22 protein-coding genes are annotated in these 22,785 nt (G+C 66.1%); 14 read left to right on the forward strand and 8 right to left on the reverse strand.

Going from position 1 to position 22,785, the window contains the following annotated elements:
• Position 1: 1 nt before the first annotated feature.
• The 7 genes from BLQ28_RS28755 to BLQ28_RS28785 form a co-directional block, all read right to left on the reverse strand.
• Positions 2 to 1,285 (reverse strand): CpaE/TadZ family protein, encoded by a 1,284-nt coding sequence (locus BLQ28_RS28755; protein WP_093246732.1) that lies wholly within the window; start codon positions 1,283 to 1,285, stop codon positions 2 to 4.
• A 31-nt stretch (positions 1,286 to 1,316) separates the two neighbouring features.
• Positions 1,317 to 2,618 (reverse strand): type II and III secretion system protein family protein, encoded by a 1,302-nt coding sequence (locus tag BLQ28_RS28760; protein ID WP_371126717.1) that lies wholly within the window; start codon positions 2,616 to 2,618, stop codon positions 1,317 to 1,319.
• 135 nt (positions 2,619 to 2,753) lie between these two features.
• Positions 2,754 to 3,755, reverse strand: coding sequence for a Flp pilus assembly protein CpaB (cpaB, locus tag BLQ28_RS28765; RefSeq protein ID WP_093246734.1), 1,002 nt, complete (start codon positions 3,753 to 3,755; stop codon positions 2,754 to 2,756).
• A gap of 77 nt (positions 3,756 to 3,832) precedes the next feature.
• Positions 3,833 to 4,342 carry an A24 family peptidase gene (locus tag BLQ28_RS28770; protein WP_093246735.1) on the reverse strand — a complete coding sequence of 170 codons (510 nt, stop codon included), beginning with the start codon at positions 4,340 to 4,342 and terminating at the stop codon, positions 3,833 to 3,835.
• 17 nt (positions 4,343 to 4,359) lie between these two features.
• Complete coding sequence (locus BLQ28_RS28775; protein WP_093246736.1) at positions 4,360 to 4,545, reverse strand: Flp family type IVb pilin; 186 nt, start codon at positions 4,543 to 4,545, stop codon at positions 4,360 to 4,362.
• A gap of 412 nt (positions 4,546 to 4,957) precedes the next feature.
• On the reverse strand, positions 4,958 to 6,484 hold the full coding sequence (locus BLQ28_RS28780; RefSeq protein WP_093246737.1) for a L,D-transpeptidase family protein: 1,527 nt from the start codon (positions 6,482 to 6,484) through the stop codon (positions 4,958 to 4,960).
• Positions 6,451 to 7,545, reverse strand: coding sequence for a nuclear transport factor 2 family protein (locus tag BLQ28_RS28785; protein ID WP_093246738.1), 1,095 nt, complete (start codon positions 7,543 to 7,545; stop codon positions 6,451 to 6,453). Before BLQ28_RS28785 ends, BLQ28_RS28780 begins: the two co-directional genes overlap by 34 nt.
• Positions 7,546 to 7,733: 188 nt before the next feature.
• On the opposite strand from BLQ28_RS28785, the gene BLQ28_RS28790 reads away from it, so the two are divergent.
• From BLQ28_RS28790 to BLQ28_RS28835, 10 genes are all read left to right on the forward strand, one after another.
• Positions 7,734 to 8,696 carry a LysR family transcriptional regulator gene (locus tag BLQ28_RS28790; protein WP_093246739.1) on the forward strand — a complete coding sequence of 321 codons (963 nt, stop codon included), beginning with the start codon at positions 7,734 to 7,736 and terminating at the stop codon, positions 8,694 to 8,696.
• A gap of 120 nt (positions 8,697 to 8,816) precedes the next feature.
• Positions 8,817 to 9,338, forward strand: a complete 522-nt coding sequence (locus tag BLQ28_RS28795) for a cupin domain-containing protein (RefSeq protein ID WP_093246740.1) — start codon at positions 8,817 to 8,819, stop codon at positions 9,336 to 9,338.
• A gap of 38 nt (positions 9,339 to 9,376) precedes the next feature.
• The gene (locus BLQ28_RS28800) at positions 9,377 to 10,384 is read left to right on the forward strand and encodes a hydroxyquinol 1,2-dioxygenase (RefSeq protein WP_093246741.1); all 1,008 of its coding nucleotides are present in this window, start codon (positions 9,377 to 9,379) and stop codon (positions 10,382 to 10,384) included.
• 128 nt (positions 10,385 to 10,512) lie between these two features.
• Positions 10,513 to 11,976 (forward strand): aldehyde dehydrogenase family protein, encoded by a 1,464-nt coding sequence (locus BLQ28_RS28805; RefSeq protein WP_093246796.1) that lies wholly within the window; start codon positions 10,513 to 10,515, stop codon positions 11,974 to 11,976.
• 44 nt (positions 11,977 to 12,020) lie between these two features.
• Positions 12,021 to 13,274 carry an ABC transporter substrate-binding protein gene (locus tag BLQ28_RS28810; RefSeq protein WP_093246742.1) on the forward strand — a complete coding sequence of 418 codons (1,254 nt, stop codon included), beginning with the start codon at positions 12,021 to 12,023 and terminating at the stop codon, positions 13,272 to 13,274.
• Between the two features lies 1 nt (position 13,275).
• A complete protein-coding gene (locus BLQ28_RS28815) occupies positions 13,276 to 13,995 on the forward strand; it encodes an ABC transporter ATP-binding protein (RefSeq protein WP_093246743.1) in 720 nt (239 codons plus the stop codon).
• Between the two features lie 145 nt (positions 13,996 to 14,140).
• Entirely contained in the window at positions 14,141 to 14,860 is a 720-nt protein-coding gene (locus tag BLQ28_RS28820; RefSeq protein ID WP_093246744.1) for an ABC transporter ATP-binding protein, read from the forward strand.
• Positions 14,853 to 15,731 (forward strand): branched-chain amino acid ABC transporter permease, encoded by an 879-nt coding sequence (locus tag BLQ28_RS28825; protein ID WP_093246745.1) that lies wholly within the window; start codon positions 14,853 to 14,855, stop codon positions 15,729 to 15,731. Before BLQ28_RS28820 ends, BLQ28_RS28825 begins: the two co-directional genes overlap by 8 nt.
• Before the next feature lie 8 nt (positions 15,732 to 15,739).
• On the forward strand, positions 15,740 to 16,771 hold the full coding sequence (locus tag BLQ28_RS28830) for a branched-chain amino acid ABC transporter permease (RefSeq protein WP_093246746.1): 1,032 nt from the start codon (positions 15,740 to 15,742) through the stop codon (positions 16,769 to 16,771).
• Positions 16,772 to 16,997: 226 nt separating this feature from the next.
• Entirely contained in the window at positions 16,998 to 17,999 is a 1,002-nt protein-coding gene (locus BLQ28_RS28835) for a Bug family tripartite tricarboxylate transporter substrate binding protein (RefSeq protein ID WP_093246747.1), read from the forward strand.
• Positions 18,000 to 18,008: 9 nt separating this feature from the next.
• On the opposite strand, the gene BLQ28_RS28840 is transcribed toward BLQ28_RS28835, so the two are convergent.
• On the reverse strand, positions 18,009 to 18,794 hold the full coding sequence (locus tag BLQ28_RS28840; protein ID WP_093246748.1) for an IclR family transcriptional regulator domain-containing protein: 786 nt from the start codon (positions 18,792 to 18,794) through the stop codon (positions 18,009 to 18,011).
• A gap of 177 nt (positions 18,795 to 18,971) precedes the next feature.
• Between BLQ28_RS28840 and BLQ28_RS28845 the strand changes: the two genes are divergently transcribed.
• From BLQ28_RS28845 to BLQ28_RS28860, 4 genes are all read left to right on the forward strand, one after another.
• Complete coding sequence (locus BLQ28_RS28845) at positions 18,972 to 19,673, forward strand: 3-oxoacid CoA-transferase subunit A (RefSeq protein WP_093246749.1); 702 nt, start codon at positions 18,972 to 18,974, stop codon at positions 19,671 to 19,673.
• On the forward strand, positions 19,670 to 20,317 hold the full coding sequence (locus BLQ28_RS28850) for a 3-oxoacid CoA-transferase subunit B (protein ID WP_093246750.1): 648 nt from the start codon (positions 19,670 to 19,672) through the stop codon (positions 20,315 to 20,317). The genes BLQ28_RS28845 and BLQ28_RS28850 overlap by 4 nt, the downstream gene beginning before the upstream one ends.
• 31 nt (positions 20,318 to 20,348) lie before the next feature.
• On the forward strand, positions 20,349 to 21,554 hold the full coding sequence (pcaF, locus tag BLQ28_RS28855) for a 3-oxoadipyl-CoA thiolase (protein WP_093246751.1): 1,206 nt from the start codon (positions 20,349 to 20,351) through the stop codon (positions 21,552 to 21,554).
• Between the two features lie 120 nt (positions 21,555 to 21,674).
• Entirely contained in the window at positions 21,675 to 22,673 is a 999-nt protein-coding gene (locus BLQ28_RS28860) for a Bug family tripartite tricarboxylate transporter substrate binding protein (RefSeq protein WP_093246752.1), read from the forward strand.
• Positions 22,674 to 22,785: the final 112 nt, after the last annotated feature.

The following is a 22,785-nucleotide window of genomic DNA, read 5'->3' on the forward strand; positions in this document are numbered from 1 at the left end:
GTCAGCTTTCGTTCGAACTTTTCCAGAGTCCGGTCACTTGCGACATGAGCGCAACCCACCGTGCGTCCTTGGCCGGCGGCTGGCCCGAGGCGGTCATGTATTCCTGGTGCAGGCTGCGGGCCAGGCCTGTGACTGCCTGCGAGTAGGGGTCGTTGCGCGCGGTGCGCACCAGCATTTCGCCGCGGCTCGCGGCGGCCAGCAGCGGTGCGCTGCGCGCGGGCAGCACATGGTGCAACGGCAGTTCCAGGCGTTCGGCGATATCCCTGGCCGAAAGGCCCACGTGGTTATCGAACTTGTTGACCACCAGCGCGAGCCGCTCGATCTCGACGCCGCGTGTACGCAGTTCCTTGAGCAGGTTGGCGGTGGAGACGATGGCGCCGATGCTCTGGTCGCACACGACCCATGTGTGCTGGGCCTCGCGCACCGTCTGCGCGATGAAGTCGACCGTCGAGAAGCCACCCAGGTCGGCGATCTGGAAGTCGAAGAAATCAGTCAGGCGCTTGATGAGCGCCACCGAGTCGGCATGCGAGATTTCGCGTACCTGCGTGAGGCTGGCGGGCAGCGGCAGCACGGCAACGCCGCTGGTGTGATGCGCCAATGCGGTGTGCAACAAGGTCTGGTCGAGCCGCCGCAGATTGCGCACGCCGTCGACGAAGCTGAAGCCGCTCTGCGTGTCGAGGTACAGCAGGCCGTCGCGCGCCGGCAGGCCCAGGTCGAGCAGCGCCACACCGTGCCGTGCCGTGCGGCTCTGCGGTCGCGCGGGTGCCTGCGCCAGCTGATCGTTCAGCGTCAGGGCGAGGCTGGCGGCGAGCGTGGTCACGCCGAGCCCGGCGCGCGCACCGAGCAGTGCGAGGGTGGTGCCGCGTGTGCCCCCTTGCAGGGTGCTTCGCCGTTCGAGCAAGGTGCGCAGCGTATTGACAGCGTCCGTGGCCGGCGCGGCCATGTCGATGAAATCGTCGACACCGGCACGCAGCGCGGCGAGCATGGCCCTGGGCTCTGCGGATACACCCGTCGCGAGCACGGGGAGGGCAGGCCAGTCGCGCTTGAGGCGCTGGTGCAACTGGGTGGCGCTGTCGCTCTGGTCGGGCGAGAAATCGAGAAAGACCGCCACGGGGCCGAGAAGGGCGATGCGCTCGTCGATCGACTTGGTGTCGGGCGCGAGCACCACGACGGAACCCAGCCGGCCGAGCGCATCGGTCAGCCACGTGATGTGGCCGCCGTTGCTCGAAGCGAACAGGTAGGTTTCTGCGCCTGTTTCGGGAATGCTGTCGCGGGGAGCGTTCATGGGGACGACCTGCCGTTGGGCTGCATGGCCATCAGCGCGAAAAGCCGGGGACCGTCGTGCCGGACGCGGCCCCCAGGAAATTGGCACGCCAGACAGGCCCATCGCGTTGCTCGGCGCCGCCGGGCAGGTAGGGCGCCAGGTCGGTGTTGCGCGCAATCGGCTTCACCAGGTGCGGCGTGACCACGATCACGAGTTCCTTCTCGTTCATCTGGTACTGGTTCTGCTTGAAGAACGCGCCGAGGATGGGCAGGTCGCCGAGAAGGGGCACCTTGTTGGCGTTGGATGTCGTGGTGCGGCTCACAAGGCCGCCGATGATGAAGCTCTCGCCGTCGCCGAGCTCGACCGTGGTGTCGGCGCGTCGCGTGGTGATCGCCGGAACGGCGACGCCATCGATGTTCACCGCGTTGGTGTAGTCCAGGTCGCTGGCTTCAGGCGCGACCTTCAGCACGATGCGCTCGTTCGACAGCACCGTGGGCGTCAGGGTAAGGCCGATGCCGAAGGGCTTGTATTCGATGCTGACGGTGCCCAGGCCTTGCGGCACCGGAATCGGCAACTCGCCGCCGGCGAGGAAACTGGCACTCTGGCCCGACATGGCCACCAATGTCGGTTCTGCCAGGACGCGGGCCATGCCGTTGCCTTCCAGAAAACCGACATTCAGGCCGATGCCGGCCTTGCCGAAGTTCATGAGCAGGCTGAAGGCTTGCGTGAGGGGATTGTTGTACTGGCCGCTGATGCCGCCGTTCGAAGCAAACGTAGACGAAGAGAGTGAGGACGGAGAGAAGACGCCGAAGCCGAATCCGCTGGAGTTGGGGCGGGTGCTGAAGATGTTGAGGCCGGCTTGCTTGAGCACATTGCGGTTGAACTCGACCACCTTCACTTCAACCTGCACCGTGTTGCTGCGCACGTTCACGATCGAACGGTCGATCAGCACGCCCTTTTCGGGAACGCTGGACAGGGCAGCGTCCCGCGCCTGCTGATGCGCGTTCATGCTGTCCAGGGTGCCGGAGAGCCTGGTGGCGTTCCGCCGCACTTCCAGGGAGTAGGTCGTTGCGGTCGAGCGCCCCTTTTCCCAGACCATGAGCGTCGTTCGGCCCGCTGCCTTGCCCGTGATGATCAGCCGCGCCGCCGGGGCGCCTGGCGATTTGCGGGTCAGGGTCACGCCTGCCACGGTCTCGTCGGCAAGGGCCATGCGGTCGATGCCCTTCTCGATCAACAGTTCCCGCTGCGTGCCGACGCCGACAGTCAACGGGATCTGCGACGCCTGTTCCGGTGCAGCAGCATCGGCGGCTGAAGAGGCCAACGGCCAGATACCTGGCGCCAGAAGACACAGCATCAACAGGGACGGGCGAAGCAGACGAGCGTGCGCACCTGCGGCATGGCGGATGGCGCTGATCTGCTTCGTTCGGAGCGTGTGCGGCATGTGTTTCTTTCTGAGAGGCAAAAGGCGCTAGTCGGCTGGGGTGAACGATCAGTACTGCAGGGTTTCGCTTTTCTCACCGCGGATCACTTCGACCTGCAGGCCGCCGCTGCGACCCGCGACGCGAGGCCCCGGAACAGTGGGCCGCACCCCCGTTGCAGGACGGTTGGGGACAGACTGGCCGCCTGTGGAGAGATCTATCGCTGTGAGGCCGGCCTGTGCGCGGTCCAGCCCTTCGAGGGGCACGCGGAGCACGTCACCCGGTTTGGCGGAGCGCACGGGCTGGAGTGCTGTCGGCAGTTCCGCGAAGAGCTTCGGATCGGGTTGCGATGTGTCGCCCGGGTTGCGCAGCGCCAGCAAGAGCCGGCCGCTCGAATCCGCGAGCGTCAACCGGTTGACGTCCTCCACTGGAATGGCAAGCACGGCGGTGCGTGCGGGATCGTTGCGCTGGAATTGCTGCGGATTCGAACCCGCCTTGTCGCCTGCCTTCGAGGCCAGGCCGTCAACGGAGGCGCTGCCGAAGGCCAGAACGCGCTTGCGGGAGAGCAGCAGCCGCGCCTGTGTGCGGTCGATGTCCTTGTTGTCCGACTTGAGCATGACGAAGACATCCACGAAGTCACCGGGCTGGATCTTGTTGCCTACGCCCATGACCTCGTCGGCCTTGATCGCGACGGCACGTTCGCCCTCGAGGACCTTGAGTGCCAGGCCCGATGCCATCTGGCCTTCGAGCAGCGGCGTGCCTTCGCCGAGATCGAGCACCGGCACGCGACCCGCCACGACGGCCGTGTCCTGGAACGCGCCCGCGGGGTTGATGGTCAGGCGTTCGACGCGCAACGCGTCGGCGGGAATGGCCTCGCCTGCGGGCAACGTCCTGGCAGCCACCACCACCGGGTACGTGACAGCTTCCTGGGCTTTTGCGGGCGCGGCATTCGGTGCGGCACCTGTGGCGACAGGGGGCGGCGATGTTTGACGGCCGAGCATCCAGGCGTAGCCTCCGAGCGCGATGGCCAGGAGGACGAGGATGGCGGCGATGATTTTCGTAAGGTTGATCATGTGCGGTGTGCAGAGGGAGAGGGGCAAGCGATCAAGGGTTTCGACGATGAACAGCCCGTGGAAACAGGGGCAGTGCGCTACCCCTGTCGCCCCCAAACCATCCACACCGCGGTCGCCAATGCGAGGTAGGCCGCATAGGGAATGAAGCGCGCCTTCTGGCGCGAGTCGCCGCCGTCGCTGGCGACGGGTCGCTGTCCGGCGGACAGCAATTGCGCGAGCCGCGGAAACCACGGCCAGCGTCGAAGGATGAGCCAAAGCACTGCGTGGGTTCCAGCCAGAAGGCTTGCGATGACCCAGATGGCAGCCAGCGATTGCAGGCCTACCCACAGTCCCAGTGCGCCGGCGAATTTCACGTCACCTGCTCCCATGAGTCCGGTGGCATAGAACAGCAGCAGAAATCCGAAGCCGACGGTTGCACCCACCAGCGCTGTCGCCCATCCGATCCCGAAAGGCTGCGACCCGAAGGCGAGGGCTGCCAGGGCCAGTACGGCGCCAGAAAGCACGAGCCAATTGGGGACGCGGCGCTCTCGGAGGTCATAGACGAGGACGAAAAGCAGCCAGATCAGCAGTGCGAATTCTGATTTCAACTCGAAGCGAGTGTTCTTCAGGCCCCTGCGCCATTCAGTGCTGTAACGATTCGACCAAATAAATTGGTAATTGCGGTGGACAGTGTCCCAGTTGGGCTGAATACGGCGACCAGAACCGCCGCCATCATCCCCGCAATAATTCCATATTCAATTGCGGTTGCGCCTTCTTCGTCGCGCAGAAAACGAGTAATTGAGCTAAGCATGATTTACCCTTTCAGGAAGTGTTAACAAAAGCTGGCGAGGTGGATGTTATACAGCGTAACTCCGTGTATCAACAAGAGAAACCCGCAAGACTTCAGCCCTAGGTGTGCTAGCCGAAAGGTGTAAAGCAGGATGGCGGCCAGCTTCCCGTCAGCCTGGCCGGATAGAGGTCGGCGGGCTCGTTAACATTTTGGAAACCTATTTTTCCCTCTGTGAACGCCATGCCGCCTCCCATGAAGAGGGGATGGGACGTTACGGCGCCGGGAACGCGCGGAATGGGGGTGTTACGGGAACAAAGGCGTTACGCGTTACGTAGCACGGGGCCCCAAAGGGGCAGATGTAACACTGAAAATAGCCTAAACGCGTGAGCAAAAAGTCACGAGTTGTGGGGGTGACCCCGCCGCCGACAGGGCCTCAGCCCAGGATTTCTTCGTGGAAGAGCTTCCACTCGCTGCCTTGGCGCAGCCAGTATTGGCGCCGGGTGCGCCCGCTCTTCTCGCCTTCGAACACTTCGCCGAAGGTGGCGACCATGGTGTCGTCGCCGTCGCGCCAGTGCAGGTACGACATGTCCTTGAACTGGACACGCTTGCCCTGGGCGTATTCCACCTCGTCGTGGAGGGCGGAAATTCCCTCGGTGGTCTTTTTATTGTTGCGCTGGAAGTCCGGCAAATAGAATTTCTTCAATTGCGCTTCATTGCCGCTGGCCCTTGCATCTTTCCAGGCCGTAATTGCGCTGGTAAATGATTGAGCCTCTTTTTCAGCCTGCGGCGGCGAAATCCATTGCAGGCTGCGCGCGGTGACCACCGGGGTGGCGCCAATTTGCACTTTTCGCAAAAGCTGCTTCAGGTCGGGGTTGGCCATGACCACGCAGCCGTCGCTTGCCAGCGGGGCCCGCGCGAACTGCTGGGGCGGGGTGCCGTGCAGCCAGATGCCGCCACCGGTCTTGCCGCGCCGCACGTCGTACGGGTTGGGGTAGTTGATGGGCAGGGCGCCGGCGCCGTAGAAGTCCTTGAGCGATTTCGGGTCGAGGCTGCTGGTGATGTAGTACACGCCCAGCGGGGTGCGGGCGTCGCCCTCGGTGGCCTTGTCGGTGCCCGACTTGCCGACCGAGATGTAGTAGTCGGCCGCAAGCTTCAGGCCCTTGTCGGAGTTCTCGAACAGGTACAGGCGCGAGCGCGAGGCATCGACGGCAATGGCGTAGCGGCTGCGGGTCGAGAGCGTCAGGAACTGCGAGGGCACGGTGCCCGCGGGCGGTCTTTCACGCAGGGCCTGCAGGCGCCGGCGCGATTCCTCGTGCAGGTCGGCCATGGCCGGGTTGCCGCGCATCTTCGCGATGCTGGCGGTGTCGGGCAGTGCATTCGACGGAGGTACCTGCGCCGCGAGCAGGTCGCCGTAGACGAGCTGCGCGAGCTGGAAGTTCGGATAGTCGCGCACGAGGTCGCGTGCCTTGGCCAGCGCAGGGCGGGCCTGTCCGCGGCCGAACATCTCATAGACCGCGATCAGCCGGGCTTCGGCGTTGCTGGCCTCCTGGATGGAGGCGGCTGCAGGCGCGGACCGGCGCGCAGGCTTGGCGGCCGAGGCGGTCCGGGCTTCCGAGGCGGCGGTTTTTCTGTTTTCCGCGACAGAGGTTTTCTTGCCTTTGGCCTGCGCCTTGCCGCCCTTGGTTTCCCGGGCTTCTCTTGCGGAAACGCGGGTGCCGGCGCCATGCGCGGCGGAGCGGCTGCTGCTGCCGCTTGCGGCCTTGGCGTTGCTGCTCTTGGTGGTGCCCGGCTTGTTGTTCGATGCCAGCGCGGCACCGGGTGCCGCGAGCATCAGTGCCGATGCGGTCATCAGTGCTGCGAGCAGGTTCCCGCTGCGCAAACGGAACGGAGGATTCTGAAGCCGGCCGTGCCGGACGATGTCTGCCACTAGCCGCCGACGCTTTCCTTGCGAATGTGCCACTGATTGCCGGCGCGCTGCATTTCCAGCGTTTTCCGGCTCGAGACGTTGAGGTTGTCGGCGCGATAGATCTGCCGGAACTTGGCGGTCGCGGACGCGCCGTCGACCTTGATGACGAGGTTCTCGATGTTCACGCTGATGCGCGACTTGCCGACGATGCGGGCGCGGCGGTCTTCTTCCCAGGCCTTGCGGCCCTGTCCGCCGGCGGGAGTGAAGTCGCTGCCGTAGGCCGCGAGGTAGCGGTCCATGTCCTGGCTGGCCCATGCCGAAGCCCAGGCGCGCACGGCCGATTCCACTTCGGCGTTGGACGCGGAGGCTGCTGCCGGTGCGGGTGCCGGGGCTGGCGCAGCCTCGGGAGCCTTGGCCGGCGCAGCCACGGGCGCGGGGGCCGCCGCAACCTTCGCCGGTGCGGCGGGTGCAGGGGCCGGCGCGGCGACGGGCGCGGGCGCCGGTGCCTTGGCGGCAGGAGCCGGTGCGGGCGATGCCGCCGCGACCACCGTCGGCTTGCCGCCCGGTGGCGTCGGCGTGAAGAGCGTGCGGATCACCGCCAGCTTGGGCTGCACGGCGGTGTTGTTCTGGTCGAGCTGCAGGGCCTTGCTGTAGGCCTGGCTGGCCAGCCGTGCATACACGTCGCCGAGGTTTTCCTGGGCCGTGGCATAGCTGGGGTTGGTGCGGATCGCGCTTTCGAGCGCGCTGCGTGCCTTGTCGAACTGGTTCTGGCCCGCGTAGATCACGGCCAGGTTGTTGTAGGGCTCGGGCAGCTCGGGGGAGTCTTGTGTCAGCTGCGTGAAGGCGGCGATGGCCTCGGCGCGCTTGCCGGTGTCGAGCTGGATCACCCCTTTGAGAAAGCGCATCTGCGGGTCGCGCGGCTTGTCCTTGAGGAAGGCATCGGCCTTGGTCATGGCTTCGTCGAGCTTGCCGGCCTGCATGAGCTTGTCGACCTCTTCATGCTCGATGGCGGCCAGTGCGGGAAGCGCCACGCCACAGGCCGCAGCGGCCAGGAACAGGGCACGCACGGTGGGGGAGAAGCTGAAACGGGTGCGCGGCTGGCGGCTCTTGGGCATTGCGGACAAGACCTCGTGTGGGGGTGGGTGATGCGGCAGGGATTGTAAGTGGGGCTGGTAACCCCCCGATACAGGGATGACGGTCTTTCGTCTTGCCCGCAACGCAAGGGCCCCGGGCTTTCCCGCATCGGGCGTGGGGCCCGTGCCGGCGGGGCGCGCAAAACGAGCCTGCGCAGTACAGTGCCGCCGTGGACCGCCTCCAGAGCATTGAAACTTTCGTTCGTGTCGCGCAGACCCAGAGCTTCGCGGAGGCCGCGCGCCAGTTGCGCGTGGCCAATTCGGTGGTCACCACGCGCGTCAAGCAGCTCGAGGAGTTTCTTGGCGCGCCGCTGTTCCATCGCAGCACGCGCGTGGTACGGCTCAGCGACATGGGCCAGGCCTTCCTGCGCGACTGCACCGAGCTGGTCGTGCGCGCCGACAGCATCGTTGACCAGATGCGCGATGCGCGCGGCACGCCTTCCGGCACCTTGCGCGTGCACGCGCTGACGGGCATGGTGCTGGGCCGCTTCGCCTCGCTGCTGCGCGAGTTCCAGACCACCTACCCCGACATCCACCTCGAACTGATCGTGAGCGACGCGGTGGCCGATCCGGTCAAGGCCGGTGTCGATTGCGCGCTGCAGATCTTCCCCGCCGCGTCGCAGGAGCTCGTGTCGCGTCCGCTCTTCCCGGTGCGGCGGCTGCTGTGCGCCACGCCGGCCTACCTGGAGGCGCATGGCACGCCGGCCGCGCCGCGCGACCTGCACCGCCACAAGCTCGGCCTGTACTCGGGCTACCCCACGCGCGACCGCTGGACCTTTCATCACAACGGCGAGCAGACCACCATCTATCTGTCTGCCGCGCTGCTGACCAACAGCGTGCACCTGCTGCGCGAATACGCGCTGGAGCACGCGGGCATCGTCTGCCTGCCCACACTGGTGGCGGGCGATGCCATTGCGCGCGGCGACCTGCGCGTGGTGCTGGCCGAGCACCAGCTGTCGTCGTTCTCGCTGAGCGCGGTGTATGCGGGCACCTCGCGCAACGCGCTCAAGCTGCGCCTGTTCATCGAGCACATCGCCACGCGCTTCACCCGCGTGCCGCCCTGGGACGCCACGCTGATCGAGCGCGGAATGATCCCTGCGGAACTCATCGAGTTCAGTCGTTCGAGCGGGTAGCGCCCGAACCGGGGTAAACCCCTGCGATTGTTCGGAGTCTCCGAATAATCCTCTTCCAATCTGGTCCCTACCGCGCGTGGCGGTTGACTCCTAGAGTTCGCTCATCCAAGGAGACAAGCCATGACAGCCACCACTTCGACCGCCTACCAGACCCGCTTCGGTTCCCTCAAGCACTTCGAGAAGGGCCACGTCGAGCCGATCGACGACGACGTTCGCCATTACGCGTTTTCCAACTGCTTCGAAATCGCGAGCATCAGCCAACCCTACGAGAAGGTGGTGTTCGGCCAGAACCAGATCTACGTGCTGGAGACGCTGCGCGCCGAAGGCACCTCGCCTTGGTACACCTGCGCGCACGACGAGTTCGCGCTGGTGATGGACGGCGATGTCGAAGTGCACCTCGTGCAGCTCGACGCCGCGCAGACCGTGGCCGACAAGGAGAAGAACGGTGCCGTGCTCGTCAAGGGCGAACCCCAGGGCAAGAAGATGGGCTGGATGAAGCTCTCGCGCGGCCACCAGGGCCTGCTGCCCAAGAACACCGCCTACCAGTTCCGCACCGCCGGCGAGCCGGGTGTGATCGTCCTGCAGAGCTGCAAGGGCGATCTCTCGGTCGAAAAGTGGGCCGACATCTGCCAGTCCCATTGATTGCACCGATTGCATCGAACACCCAGGAGCCACACACCATGAACGCACCCGCAGAACTCGCCAAGGTGATCGCGTCGCAGCCCGACGCCACGCTCGGCTACAAGAACTTTTCGCTCGGCAGCTTCAGCTTCCGCCGCGACGAATACTTCGTTCACATCGGCTGGAAGACCCGCGACGGCCGCCCCATGAGCCACACCATGGACGCCGGCAGCTACCTGCGCGCGCTGATGCGCGACGTGGCCTGGGGCTTCTTCTACGGCTGGGTCAACTTCGACGACGTGTTCGGCACCGTCAACCACTACGAGTCGGTCGACCTCTACGCCGGCAGCTTCAACGGCACCATGAAAGACGCCGGTATCGATCTGCTCGAGAACTTCCCGACCGCGCAGATCCGCGCCACCTTCGAGGCCATGCTCGACGACTGGACCAACGAGGCCTTCGACCCCTTCGCCGCGCCGCAGGAAACCGGCTCGCCCTACGGCCGCAAGAAGGGCAACAACACCGCCAAGATCACGAGGGCGCGCGAACTCGCCAAGCGCTGCGTGGGCCTGAAGGGCGACCTCGACCTGCGCAGCGACGAACGCGGTGCGCCGGTCAACCGCGCCTTCGCCGACGTGCCGCAGGGCCAGCCCGAGCTGCACCCCGAGCCCGGTTTCGAGAACGATGTGCACGCCTTCAATATCTTAGGCTTCCTCAGCCGCTCGCAGGTGACGTGGAACCCGAGCTTCACCTCGGTGGTGAAGCACAGCTACATGTGCCCGACGACCGAAGAGCACATCCTGCCGATCATCCACGGCAACGACCGCGTCGAATGGTTCTTCCAGATGACCGACGAGATCCACTGGGACTGCGGCGACAAGAACACCGGCAGGCCCATGGCCCGCGTGATCATGAAGGCAGGCGACATGGCTGCCATGCCTGCCTACTGCCGGCACCAGGGCTTCAGCCCCAAGCGCTCGATGCTGCTGGTGTGGGAGAACGGCTCGCCGAGCCTGGTCTACGAGATCCAGAAGGGCGAGTCGCCCGAGATCCCCGTGCAGTTCTGATGCATTGCTCCCTCCCCCTCCGGGGGAGGGCAGGGGTGGGGGCTCTCCAAGCCCGCGCCCTCCTTGAAGAAGCCCCACCGCAACCCGCCCCCAACGGGGAAGGGAGAGGAACGACCATGTCTCTGTCCATCCGCCACCAACTCTTCATCGACGGCCGCTTCGTCGACGCCGAATCCGGCGAGACCCTCGCCACGCTGAACCCGCACGACAACACGCCCATCGTCAATGTCGCGCTCGCTGGCAAGGCCGACGTCGACAAGGCCGTGGCCGCCGCCAAGCGCGCGTTCCCGAAGTGGAGCCGCATGGCCGCCGCCGACCGCGGCCGCATCCTGCTCAAGCTCGCCGACCTGATCGAAGCCAACGGCGAAGAACTCGCGCGCCTCGAATCGCTCGACACCGGCCACCCTATCCGCGATTCGCGCCGGCTCGACGTGCCGCGCACCGCCGCGTGCTTTCGCTACTTCGGCGGCATGGCTGACAAGTTCCAGGGCGAGACCATTCCGGTCGAAGAAGGATTTCTCAACTACACGCTGCGCGAGCCCGTCGGCATCGTCGGGCAGGTCGTGCCGTGGAACTTCCCGCTGATGTTCACGAGCTGGAAGATGGCGCCCGCGCTCGCGGCCGGCAATTGCATCGTGATGAAGCCGGCCGAGATCACACCGCTGTCGTCGCTGCGCATCGCCGAGCTGATGGCCGAGGCGGGCTTGCCGCCCGGCGTGGTCAACATGCTGCCGGGCCTGGGCAGCGTGGCGGGCCAGTACATCGCCGAGCATCCGGAGATCGCGAAGATCGCCTTCACCGGCAGCACTGCCACGGGCCGGCGCATCGTGCAGGCCAGCGCGGGCAACCTGAAGAAGGTGCAGCTCGAACTCGGCGGCAAGGGGCCGAACATCGTGTTCGAAGACGCGAACCTGCAGGCCGCCGTCAACGGCAGTGCGTGGGCCATCTTCCACAACCAGGGCCAGGCCTGTATTGCGGGCTCGCGGCTGATGCTGCACGAGAAGATCGCCGATGCGTTCCTCGAACAGTTCATTCCGTTGGCGCAATCGATCCGCTTGGGCAACCCGCTCGACGAGAACACCGAGATGGGCCCGCTCACCAGCGCGCAGCATCGCGAACGTGTGCTGAGCTATGTCGATGTGGCGCAAGGCGAGGGCGGTGAACTGCTCGCGGGTGGCAAGTCGCCCGGCGGCGACCTGGCCAAGGGCTGCTATGTCGAGCCCACCGTGATGCGGGCGAAGTCCTACAAGGACCGCGTTGCGCAGGAAGAAGTGTTCGGCCCCTTCGTCACCGTGCTCACCTTCAAGAACGACGAAGAGGCGATGCAGATCGCCAACGGCACCGACTACGGCCTGGGCAGCGGCCTGTGGACCAACAACCTGCAGCGCGCCCACAAGGTGGCGCGCGACCTGCACGCCGGCATGGTCTGGATCAACAGCTACAAGCGCGTGAACCCCGGCTCGCCCTTCGGCGGCGTCGGCCAGAGTGGCTACGGCCGCGAGATGGGTTTCGACGCGATGCGCGAATACACGCAGGTCAAAAGCGTGTGGGTGAACGTCGACGCGCAGATACCGCCGCACTTCGCGCGCTGACCCCGGCCACCGCGGCAAAGCAAACATAAAAGACGGAGACAACCATGACATTCAATCGCAGACAGTTCACGCAGGCCACGGCCGCACTCGTGGCCTCGGGCGCGGCACCGCTGGTGTTCGCGGCCGACACGCTCAAGATCGGCTACGTGTCGCCACAGACCGGCCCGCTCGCGCCCTTCGGCGAGGCCGACAAATGGGTGATCGAGCAGATGAAGGCGGCCTTCAAGGACGGCATCAGCGTCGGCGGCAAGAAGTACGCGGTGCAGATCGTTCTGAAGGACAGCCAGTCGAACCCCAACCGCGCGGGCGAGGTGGCGAACGACCTGATCCTGAAGGACAAGGTCGCGCTGGTGCTCACTGCGGGCACACCCGAAACCGCGAACCCGGTGAGCGATGCGTGCGAGCTCAACGAGGTGCCCTGCGTCTCCAGCGTGGTGCCGTGGCAGCCGTGGTTCTTCGGCCGCAAGGGCGATCCGGCGAAAGGCTTCAACTGGACGTACCACCTGTTCTGGGGCCTCGAGGACGTCATCGCCAATTTCACCAACGGCTGGAAGACGGTGGCCACCAACAAGAAGGTCGGCGGGCTGTTCCCGAACGACGGCGACGGCAACGCATGGGGCGACAAGGAGCTGGGCTTTCCCAAGCCGCTCGCGCAGATGGGCTTCACGCTCACCGACCCCGGCCGCTTCCAGAACGGCACGCAGGACTTCAGCGCGCAGATCGCGGCCTTCAAGAGCGCGGGCGTGGAGATCGTCACCGGCGTGGTGATCCCGCCCGATGCCAAGACCTTCCTCACGCAGGCGCGGCAGCAGGGCTTCAAGCCCAAGGTCATCACGCTGGGCAAGGCGCTGTTGTTCCCCGGCGCGATCGAGGCGCTGGGTGATCTGGGCGATGGCCTGTCGACCGAGGTGTGGTGGAGCCCTTCGCATCCGTTCACGTCGAGCCTCACGCAGCAGAGCGCGAAGGCACTGGCCGATGCCTACGAAGCCGGTGCGAAGAAGCAATGGACGCAGCCCATCGGGTTTGCGCATGCGCTGTTCGAAGTGGCGGCGAATGCACTGTCGCGTTCCAGGTCGCTGAAGGCGGGCGACGTGCGCGACGCCGTCGCATCGACCTCGATCAACTCGGTGGTCGGCCCCGTGAAGTGGGGCGGGCAGGGCCCGTTCAAGAACGTCAGCAAGACGCCGCTGGTGCTCGGCCAATGGGGCAAGGGCAAGAAGTACAAGGTCGAGCTGACCATCGTGAACAACGAGGCGGCCAAGAGCATTCCGACCGGCGGCACGCTGCGGCTGCTCTGACATGGCACTGCTGGCACTGCATGCCGTGAGCAAGTCCTACGGCGCGCTCAAGGTCACCGACGACATCACGCTGTCGGTGGCCGAGGGCGAGACGCTGGGCATCCTCGGGCCGAATGGCGCGGGGAAGACCACGCTGTTCAACCTCATTTCGGGCGACGTGCGCGTGGATGCGGGTCGCGTCGAATACGCGGGCCGCGACGTGACGCGGCTGCGCCCGCACCAGCGCTGTCATGCGGGCATCGGTCGCAGCTACCAGGTGCCACAGCCCTTCGGCAACATGAGCGTGTTCGAGAACCTCGTGACCGCCGCCTGCTTCGGAGGCCAGCAGACCGAGCGCGAGGCATGGCAGACCGCGCACGAGGTGCTGGCGCAGACGGGGCTGATGCCGCATGCGAACAAGCCGGCCGGTGGCCTCACGCTGCTCGACCGCAAGCGGCTCGAACTGGCGCGCGCGTTGGCGACGAAACCGCAACTGCTGCTGCTCGACGAGATCGCCGGCGGGTTGACGGAGCCCGAGGCCGCGGTGCTGGTCGGTGAACTCAAGCGCATCAAGGCGCGCGGCGTGACGATGATCTGGATCGAGCATGTGGTGCATGCGCTGCTTTCGTTGGCGGACCGGTTGTTCGTCATCAATTTCGGGCAGAAGCTGGCGGAAGGAGAGCCGCGGGTGGTGATGAATGATGCGGAGGTGCGGCGGGTGTACATGGGGATGGAAGCATGAGCGCGCCAAGTCTGCGCATTGCTCCTTCCCCCTTTGGGGGAAGGTTGGGATGGGGGCACGACGGGACTGGTTTCGTCGGGGTGCTCTATCGAACGCCGCTTGCCCCCACCCCAGCCCTCCCCCGGAAGGGGAGGGAGAAAAACCTATGACCGCTCTGCTCGAAACCCAAGGCCTCAAGGCCTTCTACGGCGACGCCCAGGCCCTCTTCGGCATCGACTTCTCCCTTGCCCAAGGCGAACTCGTCGCCATCATCGGCGCCAACGGCGCAGGCAAATCGACATTCCTCAAAAGTCTCACCGGCCTCGTCCGCGCCCCACGCGAAGCGATCCATTTCAAGGGCGAGCCCATCGGCGGGCTGCCACCCGGCGAGATCGTGCGGCGCGGCCTTGCGATGGTCCCCGAAGGCCGCCGCCTCTTCCCCAGCCTCAGCGTCGAAGAGAACCTGCTGATGGGCGCCACCGCCGGCCGCAAGGGCCCCTGGGACCTGCAGCGCTTGTACGCGCTGTTCCCCATCCTTGCCGAGAAGCGCCAGCAGCCCGGCACCTCGCTCTCGGGCGGCCAGCAGCAGATTGTGGCGCTGGGCCGCGCGCTCATGAGCAACCCCGAGCTGCTGCTGTGCGATGAACTCTCGCTGGGCCTGGCGCCCATCGTCATCCGCGAGATCTATGCCGCCATGCCCACCATCACCGGCGAGGGCATGACCGTCGTCATCGTCGAGCAGGACGTGACGATGGCGCGCCAGGTGTCGCAGCGCATCTACTGCCTGCAGGAAGGCCGCGTGTCGCTCGAAGGAAGGTCGTGCGACCTCACGCGCGAGCAGATCTCGCAGGCCTACTTCGGCATCGGGGAGGCGGCTCATGCTTGAGACGATTGTTCAAGGCGTGCTGCTCGGCGGCCTCTACACGCTGTTCGCGCTCGGCCAGTCGCTGATGTTCGGCGTGATGCGGCTCACCAACACGGCGCAGGGCGACTTCATCATCCTCGGCGCGTTCGCGGTCATCGCGGGCGTTTCGGTGTCCGGTGGCGATGCAGCCGCGCCCTGGCTGGTGGCGGTGATCGCGCTCGCGGTGCTGCCCGTGGCCTTCACCTTCGGCTATGCGCTGCAGCGCTACGTGCTCAACGGCACGCTGGGCAAAGACCCGCTGCCTTCGCTGGTCGTCACCTTCGGCCTGTCGATCGTCATCCAGAACCTGTTGCTCGAACTGTTCTCGGCCGATCCGCGTTCCATCGAAACCGGCGGGCTCAACACGCAGGGCGTGGCGTTGGGCGATTCGCTGTCGCTCGGCGTGCTGCCGCTGGTCGTGCTGGCCCTGGCGGTCGCGGCGACCGGCGCACTGCAATGGCTGTTCGCGCGCACAGCGCTGGGCCGCTCGTTCCGTGCCGTGTCGGACGACCGCGAGATCGCCGAGCTGATGGGGCTGAACGCGAAGAAGGTCTATGCCTTCGCAACCGCCATCGCCTTCGTGCTGATCGCCATCGCGGGCGCGCTGCAAGGCATGCGCACGACGGTGTCGCCATCGGATGGGCCATTGCTGCTGCTCTTCGCTTTCGAGGCCGTCATCATCGGCGGCATGGGTTCCTTCTGGGGCACGCTGGCCGGCGCAATGATCCTGGGCATCACGCAGCAGATCGGCTTTCGGCTCGACCCGGGCTGGGGCATCTGGGCCGGGCACATCGTGTTCCTGGTCGTACTGGTGCTGCGGCCGCAGGGGCTCTTTCCCAAGACACGCGGATGAACAGAACCATGCCTTCCGAACAAGCCTTTGCCGTCGAGCGTGCAACCGCTGCGAGCCGCATCGCACTCGTCGTTGCCATCGCCCTCGTGCTGCTCGCGGCGAGCCTGCCGTTCTGGGGCGAGTCGAGCTGGATGCGCGAGTTCGTCGAGATCGCCTGCTACTTCATCTTCGCGATGATGTGGAACCTGCTCGCCGGCTACGGCGGCATGGTGAGCATTGGGCAGCAGGCCTTCTTCGGCTTCGGTGGCTACGCGATGCTGATGCTGGGCAACTTCGCGGGCATCAACCCCTTCGTGGCGATACCGCTGGGCGCGCTGGCCGCGGGGCTCGTTGCCATCCCGGTGTCTTTCGTTGCGTTCCGCCTGTCGGGCGGCTACTTCGCCATCGGCACCTGGGTCATCGCCGAGGTGTTCCGCCTGAGCTTCGCGAATGTGTCGGCGGTCGGTGGCGGCTCGGGCACCACGCTGACGGCGCTGCGCGGCATCGAGAAGGCCACGCGCGAAAGCACCACCTATTGGATGGCGCTGGCCTGCGTGGTCGCGGCGATCGCGCTGGTCTACCTGTTCCTGCGCAGCAAGCGCGGCCTGGCGCTGCTGGCCATTCGCGACAACGAAGTGGCGGCCGAGTCGCAGGGCATTCCGGTGGCGCGCATGAAGCTCGCGGTGTATGTGGTCGCGGCCTTCGGTGCGGGGCTGGCGGGCGCGCTGTACTTCGTGGGCAACCTGCGCATCAGCCCCGATGCGGCCTTCAGCGTCAACTGGACCGCCTTCGCGATCTTCATGGTGGTGATCGGCGGCATCGGGCGCATCGAAGGGCCGCTGGTGGGCGCGCTCATCTTCTGGGCGCTCAACAAGTTCCTGAGCGACTACGGCACGTGGTACCTGCTGGGCCTTGGGCTGCTCGCGATCCTGGTCACGCTGTTCTTCAAGCAGGGGCTGTGGGGTTATGCGCAGCAGCGCTGGGGCTGGTCGCTGTTTCCCACGCAGCGCAAGCTGTTGCACGCGCAGGCCGGGGCTGCTGCGGCTTCTTCACGAGGCTGAGCCGTACGCGATCTTCGTGCGGTCCTCGAGGTAGAAACCGCGCCCGTCGGCGCACGCTTTCCCTTGGGAGCGGGATGGAGGCATCGGGATCGATGCGCCTTCGCGGCGCATGCCAAAGCCCTTGCACGGCGGCCCTTCGTGCTTGCCTGATACAGCGTCCTCCTGTAACGTTGTGTAAGCTATGGGTAAGCGATTTCCCTAGTTCTTCATCCTCCCTGGAGTCATCTTGACGATCACCAAACGCCGCTTGCTCGAAGGCGGCGCGGCAGCCGTTGCCGCTTCGCTGTTTGCAAAGGCCTCATGGGCGCAGCGCACCGGTGGCGACGCCGCATGGCCGACCAAGCCCGTTCGCATCCTGGTGGGCTTTCCCGCCGGGGCATCGCCCGACCTCGCGGCCCGCGCCATCGCCGAGCCGCTCTCGAAGATCCTGCGGCAGCCGGTGACGGTCGAGAACAAGCCCGGTGCCAGCGGCAACCTCGTGGCCGACCAGGTCGCCAAGGCCACCGACGACCACACCATCGGCGCGCTGATCAACGGCAACCTCACGATTGCCAAGCTGCTCAACCCCGCCATTCCCTTCGACCCCGAAAAAGACTTCGCGCCGGTCGGCCTCATCGGCACCGCGCCGCTGGTGCTCGCGGTGGCGGGCAACGCTGAAGGCAAGAGTGCGGCCGACCTGCTGCTGTGGGTGCGCAACCTCGGCAGCGGTGCCAGGTACGGCACGCCGGGCGTGGGCACGGTGGGTCACCTGGGCATGGAGCTCATCAAGAGCCGCGCGGCCATCACCGCGCAGCACAAGCCCTACACGGGCAACCCGCAGGTGATCGCGGGCCTCCTGGCGGGTGAGATCCAGCTCGCGCTGCTGCCGCCCGGCCTGGCGCTGCCGCACCTCAAGTCGGGCAAGCTCAAGGCCATCGGCGTGACCTCGCCCGAGCGCAGCCCGCTGGCCGGCGAACTGGCCACCATCCGCGACGCCGACGTGCGCGGTGCCGACCTCGAGATATGGACCGCATTGGCCGCGCCCGCAAGCATGAAGCCGGCCGCGGTGGCGCGGCTCAATGGCGCACTGGTCGAGGTGATCAGTTCACCGGAAGTGGCCGAGGCCCTGCTGAAGACCGGCTGGCAGGCACAGCCGGGATCGCCCGACGCGCTCGCCAGGCGCATGCGCGCCGACACGACGCGCCTGGGTGGCGTGATCATCATGAAGGGCATTCACTCGGAGGCCTGACAAGATGGTTTAAAGCAGCCGCGACACCTGCCTGGCCGCATCGATCAGCGCCGGCAGCATCGTCTCCTGCATCACCTTCGCATTCGTGCGATTGGCCTGCCCGCTGATGTTGAGCGCGGCCACCATGCGCCCCTGGCCATTGACGATCGGCGCGGCCACCGAGATCAGCCCCTCTTCGAGTTCCTGGTTCACCAGGCACCACTGCTGCTTGCGCGCCTGGGCCACCTTGGCCATCAACGCATCGATGTCGGTCACCGTGTGCTTGGTCAGCGCCTCGATGTTCGAGGCTTCGAGCCGCGCGCGCACTTCGTCGTCTTCCAGGTCGGCCAGCAGCAGTCGCCCGAGCGAGGTGCAGTAGGCCGGCAGGCGCGAGCCCACGCCCAGGCTGATGCGCATGATCTTCTGCGTCGGCACGCGCAGCACGTAGACGATGTCGGTCGCGTCGAGCACGGCCGCCGAGCACGACTCCTGCACCTGCTGCACCAGCGCTTCCATCACGGGCTCGGCGCGGTTCCAGATGGGCATCGACGACAGGTAGGCAAAGCCCAGGTCGAGGATGCGCGGCGTGAGCGTGAAGAGCTTGCCGTCGGTCACCACGTAGCCCAGCGTCTGCAGCGTGAGCAGGATGCGCCGCGCGCCCGCCCGCGTGAGCCCGCTGCCGGCCGCCACTTCGCTCAACGTCTGGCGCGGCGCGTTCGCGCTGAACGAACGGATCACCTGCAACCCCCGTGCAAAGGACTGCACGTAGCTGTCGCCGGGGGCGGGTGCGTCGGGTGATGTCGTCTGGGTTGCCATGGTGAGCGATCCTCTTTAAAATTCATTATACGAACAAATGTTCTTTAGACGAACAATTTGGCGATTCGCAGAATCGACCCGATGGCTCGGACAGACAGACCGTTTGCTCACGCGTGCCACAGGCAATCGGGTGGCTCGACAGTTCGGTTTCTTTCTTCACTTCCGGAGACAAGCTTCATGATCAACAAGATCGCGCGCTCGGTCGCCGATGCCCTCGCAGGCATCCAGGACGGCGCCACGGTTCTCATCGGCGGTTTCGGCACCGCCGGCATTCCCGGCGAACTCATCGACGGCCTCGTCGAGCAGGGCGCCAAAGACCTCACTGTCGTCAACAACAACGCGGGCAACGGCGAGACCGGCCTTGCGGCGCTGCTCAAGGCCGGCCGCGTGCGCAAGATCATCTGCAGCTTTCCGCGCCAGGCCGACAGCCAGGTGTTCGACGGGCTCTATCGCAGCGGCAAGATCGAACTCGAACTCGTGCCCCAGGGCAACCTGGCAGAACGCATCCGCGCCGCCGGCGCCGGCATCGGTGCCTTCTTCTGCCCCACGGGCTACGGCACGCAGCTCGCGGGCAACCGCGAAACCCGCGAGATCGACGGCAAGCAGTACGTGCTCGAGTACCCCATCCACGGCGACGTGGCGCTCATCAAGGCCGAGCGCGGCGACCGCTGGGGCAACCTGGTCTACCGCAAGGCCGCGCGCAACTTCGGCCCGGTGATGGCCATGGCCGCGAAGAAGACCGTCGCCACCGTGCACGACATCGCCGAACTCGGCACCCTCGACCCCGAGACCATCGTGACCCCGGGCATCTTCGTGCACCAGGTGGTGCGCATCGAACGCGTGGCGACGCAAGCCGGCGGTTTCAAGAAGGCAGCATGACCATGGCATACACACGTCGCACCAAGGACCAATTGGCCGCCCGCGTGGCGCAGGACATCTTCGACGGCGCTGTCGTCAACCTCGGCATCGGCCAGCCCACGCTGGTGGCCAACCACCTGCCGCAGGGCCGCGAGGTCATCCTGCAAAGCGAGAACGGCATTCTCGGCATGGGCCCCGCGCCCGAGGCCGGCGAAGAAGACTACGACCTCATCAACGCCGGCAAGCAGCCCGTCACGCTGCTGCCGGGCGGCGCGTTCTTTCACCACGCCGACAGCTTCGCGATGATGCGCGGCGGCCACCTCGACATCTGCGTGCTCGGCGCCTTCCAGGTGTCGGCCACCGGCGACCTCGCCAACTGGCACACCGGCGAGAAAGACGCCATTCCCGCCGTCGGCGGTGCGATGGACCTGGCCATCGGCGCCAAGCAGACCTGGGTGATGATGGATCTGCTGACCAAGCAGGGCGCCAGCAAGCTGGTGCAGGAATGTACCTATCCGCTGACCGGCATCGGCTGCGTCAAGCGCGTGTACTCCGACCTCGCCACGCTCGAATGCACGCCGCAGGGCCTGAAGCTGGTCGACCTCGTCGAGGGCCTGACCCGCGAAGAACTCGAAAAGCTCGTCGGCCTGCCCATCGCCGCCTGATTCCATCCAAACCACCAAGAAGAGACACACCATGACCAAGCAAGCCTTCATCTGCGACGCCGTTCGCACTCCCTTCGGCCGCTACGGCGGTTCGCTCAGCAGCGTGCGCACCGACGACCTCGGCGCCGTGCCCCTGCGCGCGCTGATGGAACGCAACAAGAACGTCGACTGGCAGGCCGTGGGCGACGTGCTCTACGGCTGCGCCAACCAGGCCGGCGAAGACAACCGCAACGTCGCGCGCATGTCGGCGCTGCTGGCGGGCCTGCCGATCGAGCTCGGCGGCGCCACCATCAACCGCCTGTGCGGCTCGGGCCTCGACGCGGTCGGCACGGCGGCACGCGCGATTCGCGCCGGTGAAGCGGGCCTGATGATCGCCGGCGGTGTCGAGAGCATGAGCCGCGCACCCTTCGTCATGCCCAAGGCCGAGAGCGCCTTCAGCCGCAACAACGCGGTGTACGACACCACCATCGGCTGGCGCTTCGTCAACAAGCTCATGAAGGCGCAGTACGGCGTCGACTCCATGCCCGAGACGGCCGAGAACGTCGCCACCGACTACAAGATCGAGCGCGAAGCGCAAGACCTGATGGCACTGAACTCGCAACTGCGCGCCGTGGCCTCGCAGAAGTCGGGCTTCTTCGACGCCGAGATCGTGCCCGTGAGCGTGCCGCAGAAGAAGGGCGACGCGATCATCGTCAACAAGGACGAGCATCCGCGCGAGACGAGCATGGAGTCGCTCGCCAAGCTCAAGGGCGTGGTGCGCCCCGACGGCACCGTGACGGCCGGCAATGCCAGCGGCGTGAACGACGGCGCCTGCGCGCTGCTCTTGGCCGACGAAGCCAGTGCCGCCAAGCATGGCCTCACGCCGCGCGCCCGCGTGGTCGGCATGGCCACCGCCGGCGTTGCGCCGCGCATCATGGGCATCGGCCCCGCGCCCGCCACGCAGAAGGTGCTGGCGCTCACCGGCCTCACCATCGACCAGATCGACGTCATCGAACTCAACGAAGCCTTCGCGGCGCAAGGCCTTGCCGTGCTGCGCCTGCTGGGCCTGAAGGACAACGACGCGCGCGTGAACATCAACGGCGGCGCCATCGCGCTGGGCCACCCGCTCGGCGCCAGCGGTGCCCGCCTGGCCACCACGGCCGTCAACCAGCTGCACAAGGGTGGCGGCCGCTATGCGCTGTGCACCATGTGCATCGGCGTGGGCCAAGGCATCGCGGTGATTCTCGAACGCGTCTGACGCCGCAGCACCCACACACAACAACAAAAAGAAGCCAGTAAACAAGCCATCGGAAGCCGCGCATACAGCGGCCCGATGGCTTTTTTTCAAACAAGAGGATCGAAAGAAGAGGATCAGAGAATGAAGAAGACCAAGACAACGCGCCGCGGTGTCGGCCTGGCCGCGCTGGCGCTTGCCGCCGCTGCGCTGGTGCCTGCCACCGCATCGGCGCAACAAGCCTTTCCTACCAAGCCGGTGCGCATCATCACGCCGTTCCCGGTGGGTGGCGGCCCTGATGGCGTGGCCCGCCTCGTGGCCGACAAGCTCTCGCGCGCGTGGGGCCAGCCCGTGGTGGTCGAGAACCGCCCGGGTGGCAACGGCTTCATCGCCATCGATGCCTTCAAGCGCGGCGCGAAAGACGGCCACGACATCATCGTGCTCGACAACGTGCACCTGGCCGCCTACCCCGCGCTGTTCAAGAAGCTGCCCTACGACACCGGCAAGGACTTCGACGCGCTGCTGCCGCTCTTCAAGACCTACTTCTTCTTCACCGTTGCCACGAACAGCAAGTACAAGACCATCGGCGACCTGATCGCCGATGCCAAGGCCAACCCGGGCAAGCTTGACTACGGCTCATGGTCGGTCGGCAACCCGGTGCACCTGGGCTCGGAGCTTTTCGAGTCGGCCACCGGCACGCAGATGGAACACATCGTCTACAAGGAAACCACGCAGCTCTACACCTCGGTCGCAACCGGCGAGCTGGCCTTTGCACTGGGCACCAGCGCCACGGCCGGCCCGCTGCAGCGCGCGAACAAGCTGCGCTTCCTGGCAGCCGCGGCACCGCAGCGCGTGGCCGCATTCCCCGACGTGCCGACCGTCGGCGAATCGGGTGGCCCGAAGGGCTTCGAGGTGATCGGCTGGAACGCCATCGCCGTGCCGAACGGCCTGCCCGCATCGGTCACCGAGAAGATCAAGCGCGACATCGAGAAGGGCCTGGCGGAGCCCGACGTGCTGGAGAAGTTCAAGAGCTTTGGCTACGAACCGTTCCCGACCACGCGCCCGCAGTTCGACCAGTTCGTGGCGAGCGAGACGACGCGGTTCACGGATGTGATCCGCAAGGCGAACGTTTCGCTGGATTGATTGCATGCAATTGCGGCGTTGCGGCTACGCACGCTGCAGCTTGCAAACATCGCGCCTACAAGGCAAATACGGCACCCGGGAGGGTGCCATTTTTTTGCGGAGGACGCCAATG

It is taken from the genome of Variovorax sp. EL159 (genome assembly GCF_900100965.1).
GTDB lineage: Bacteria > Pseudomonadota > Gammaproteobacteria > Burkholderiales > Burkholderiaceae_C > Variovorax.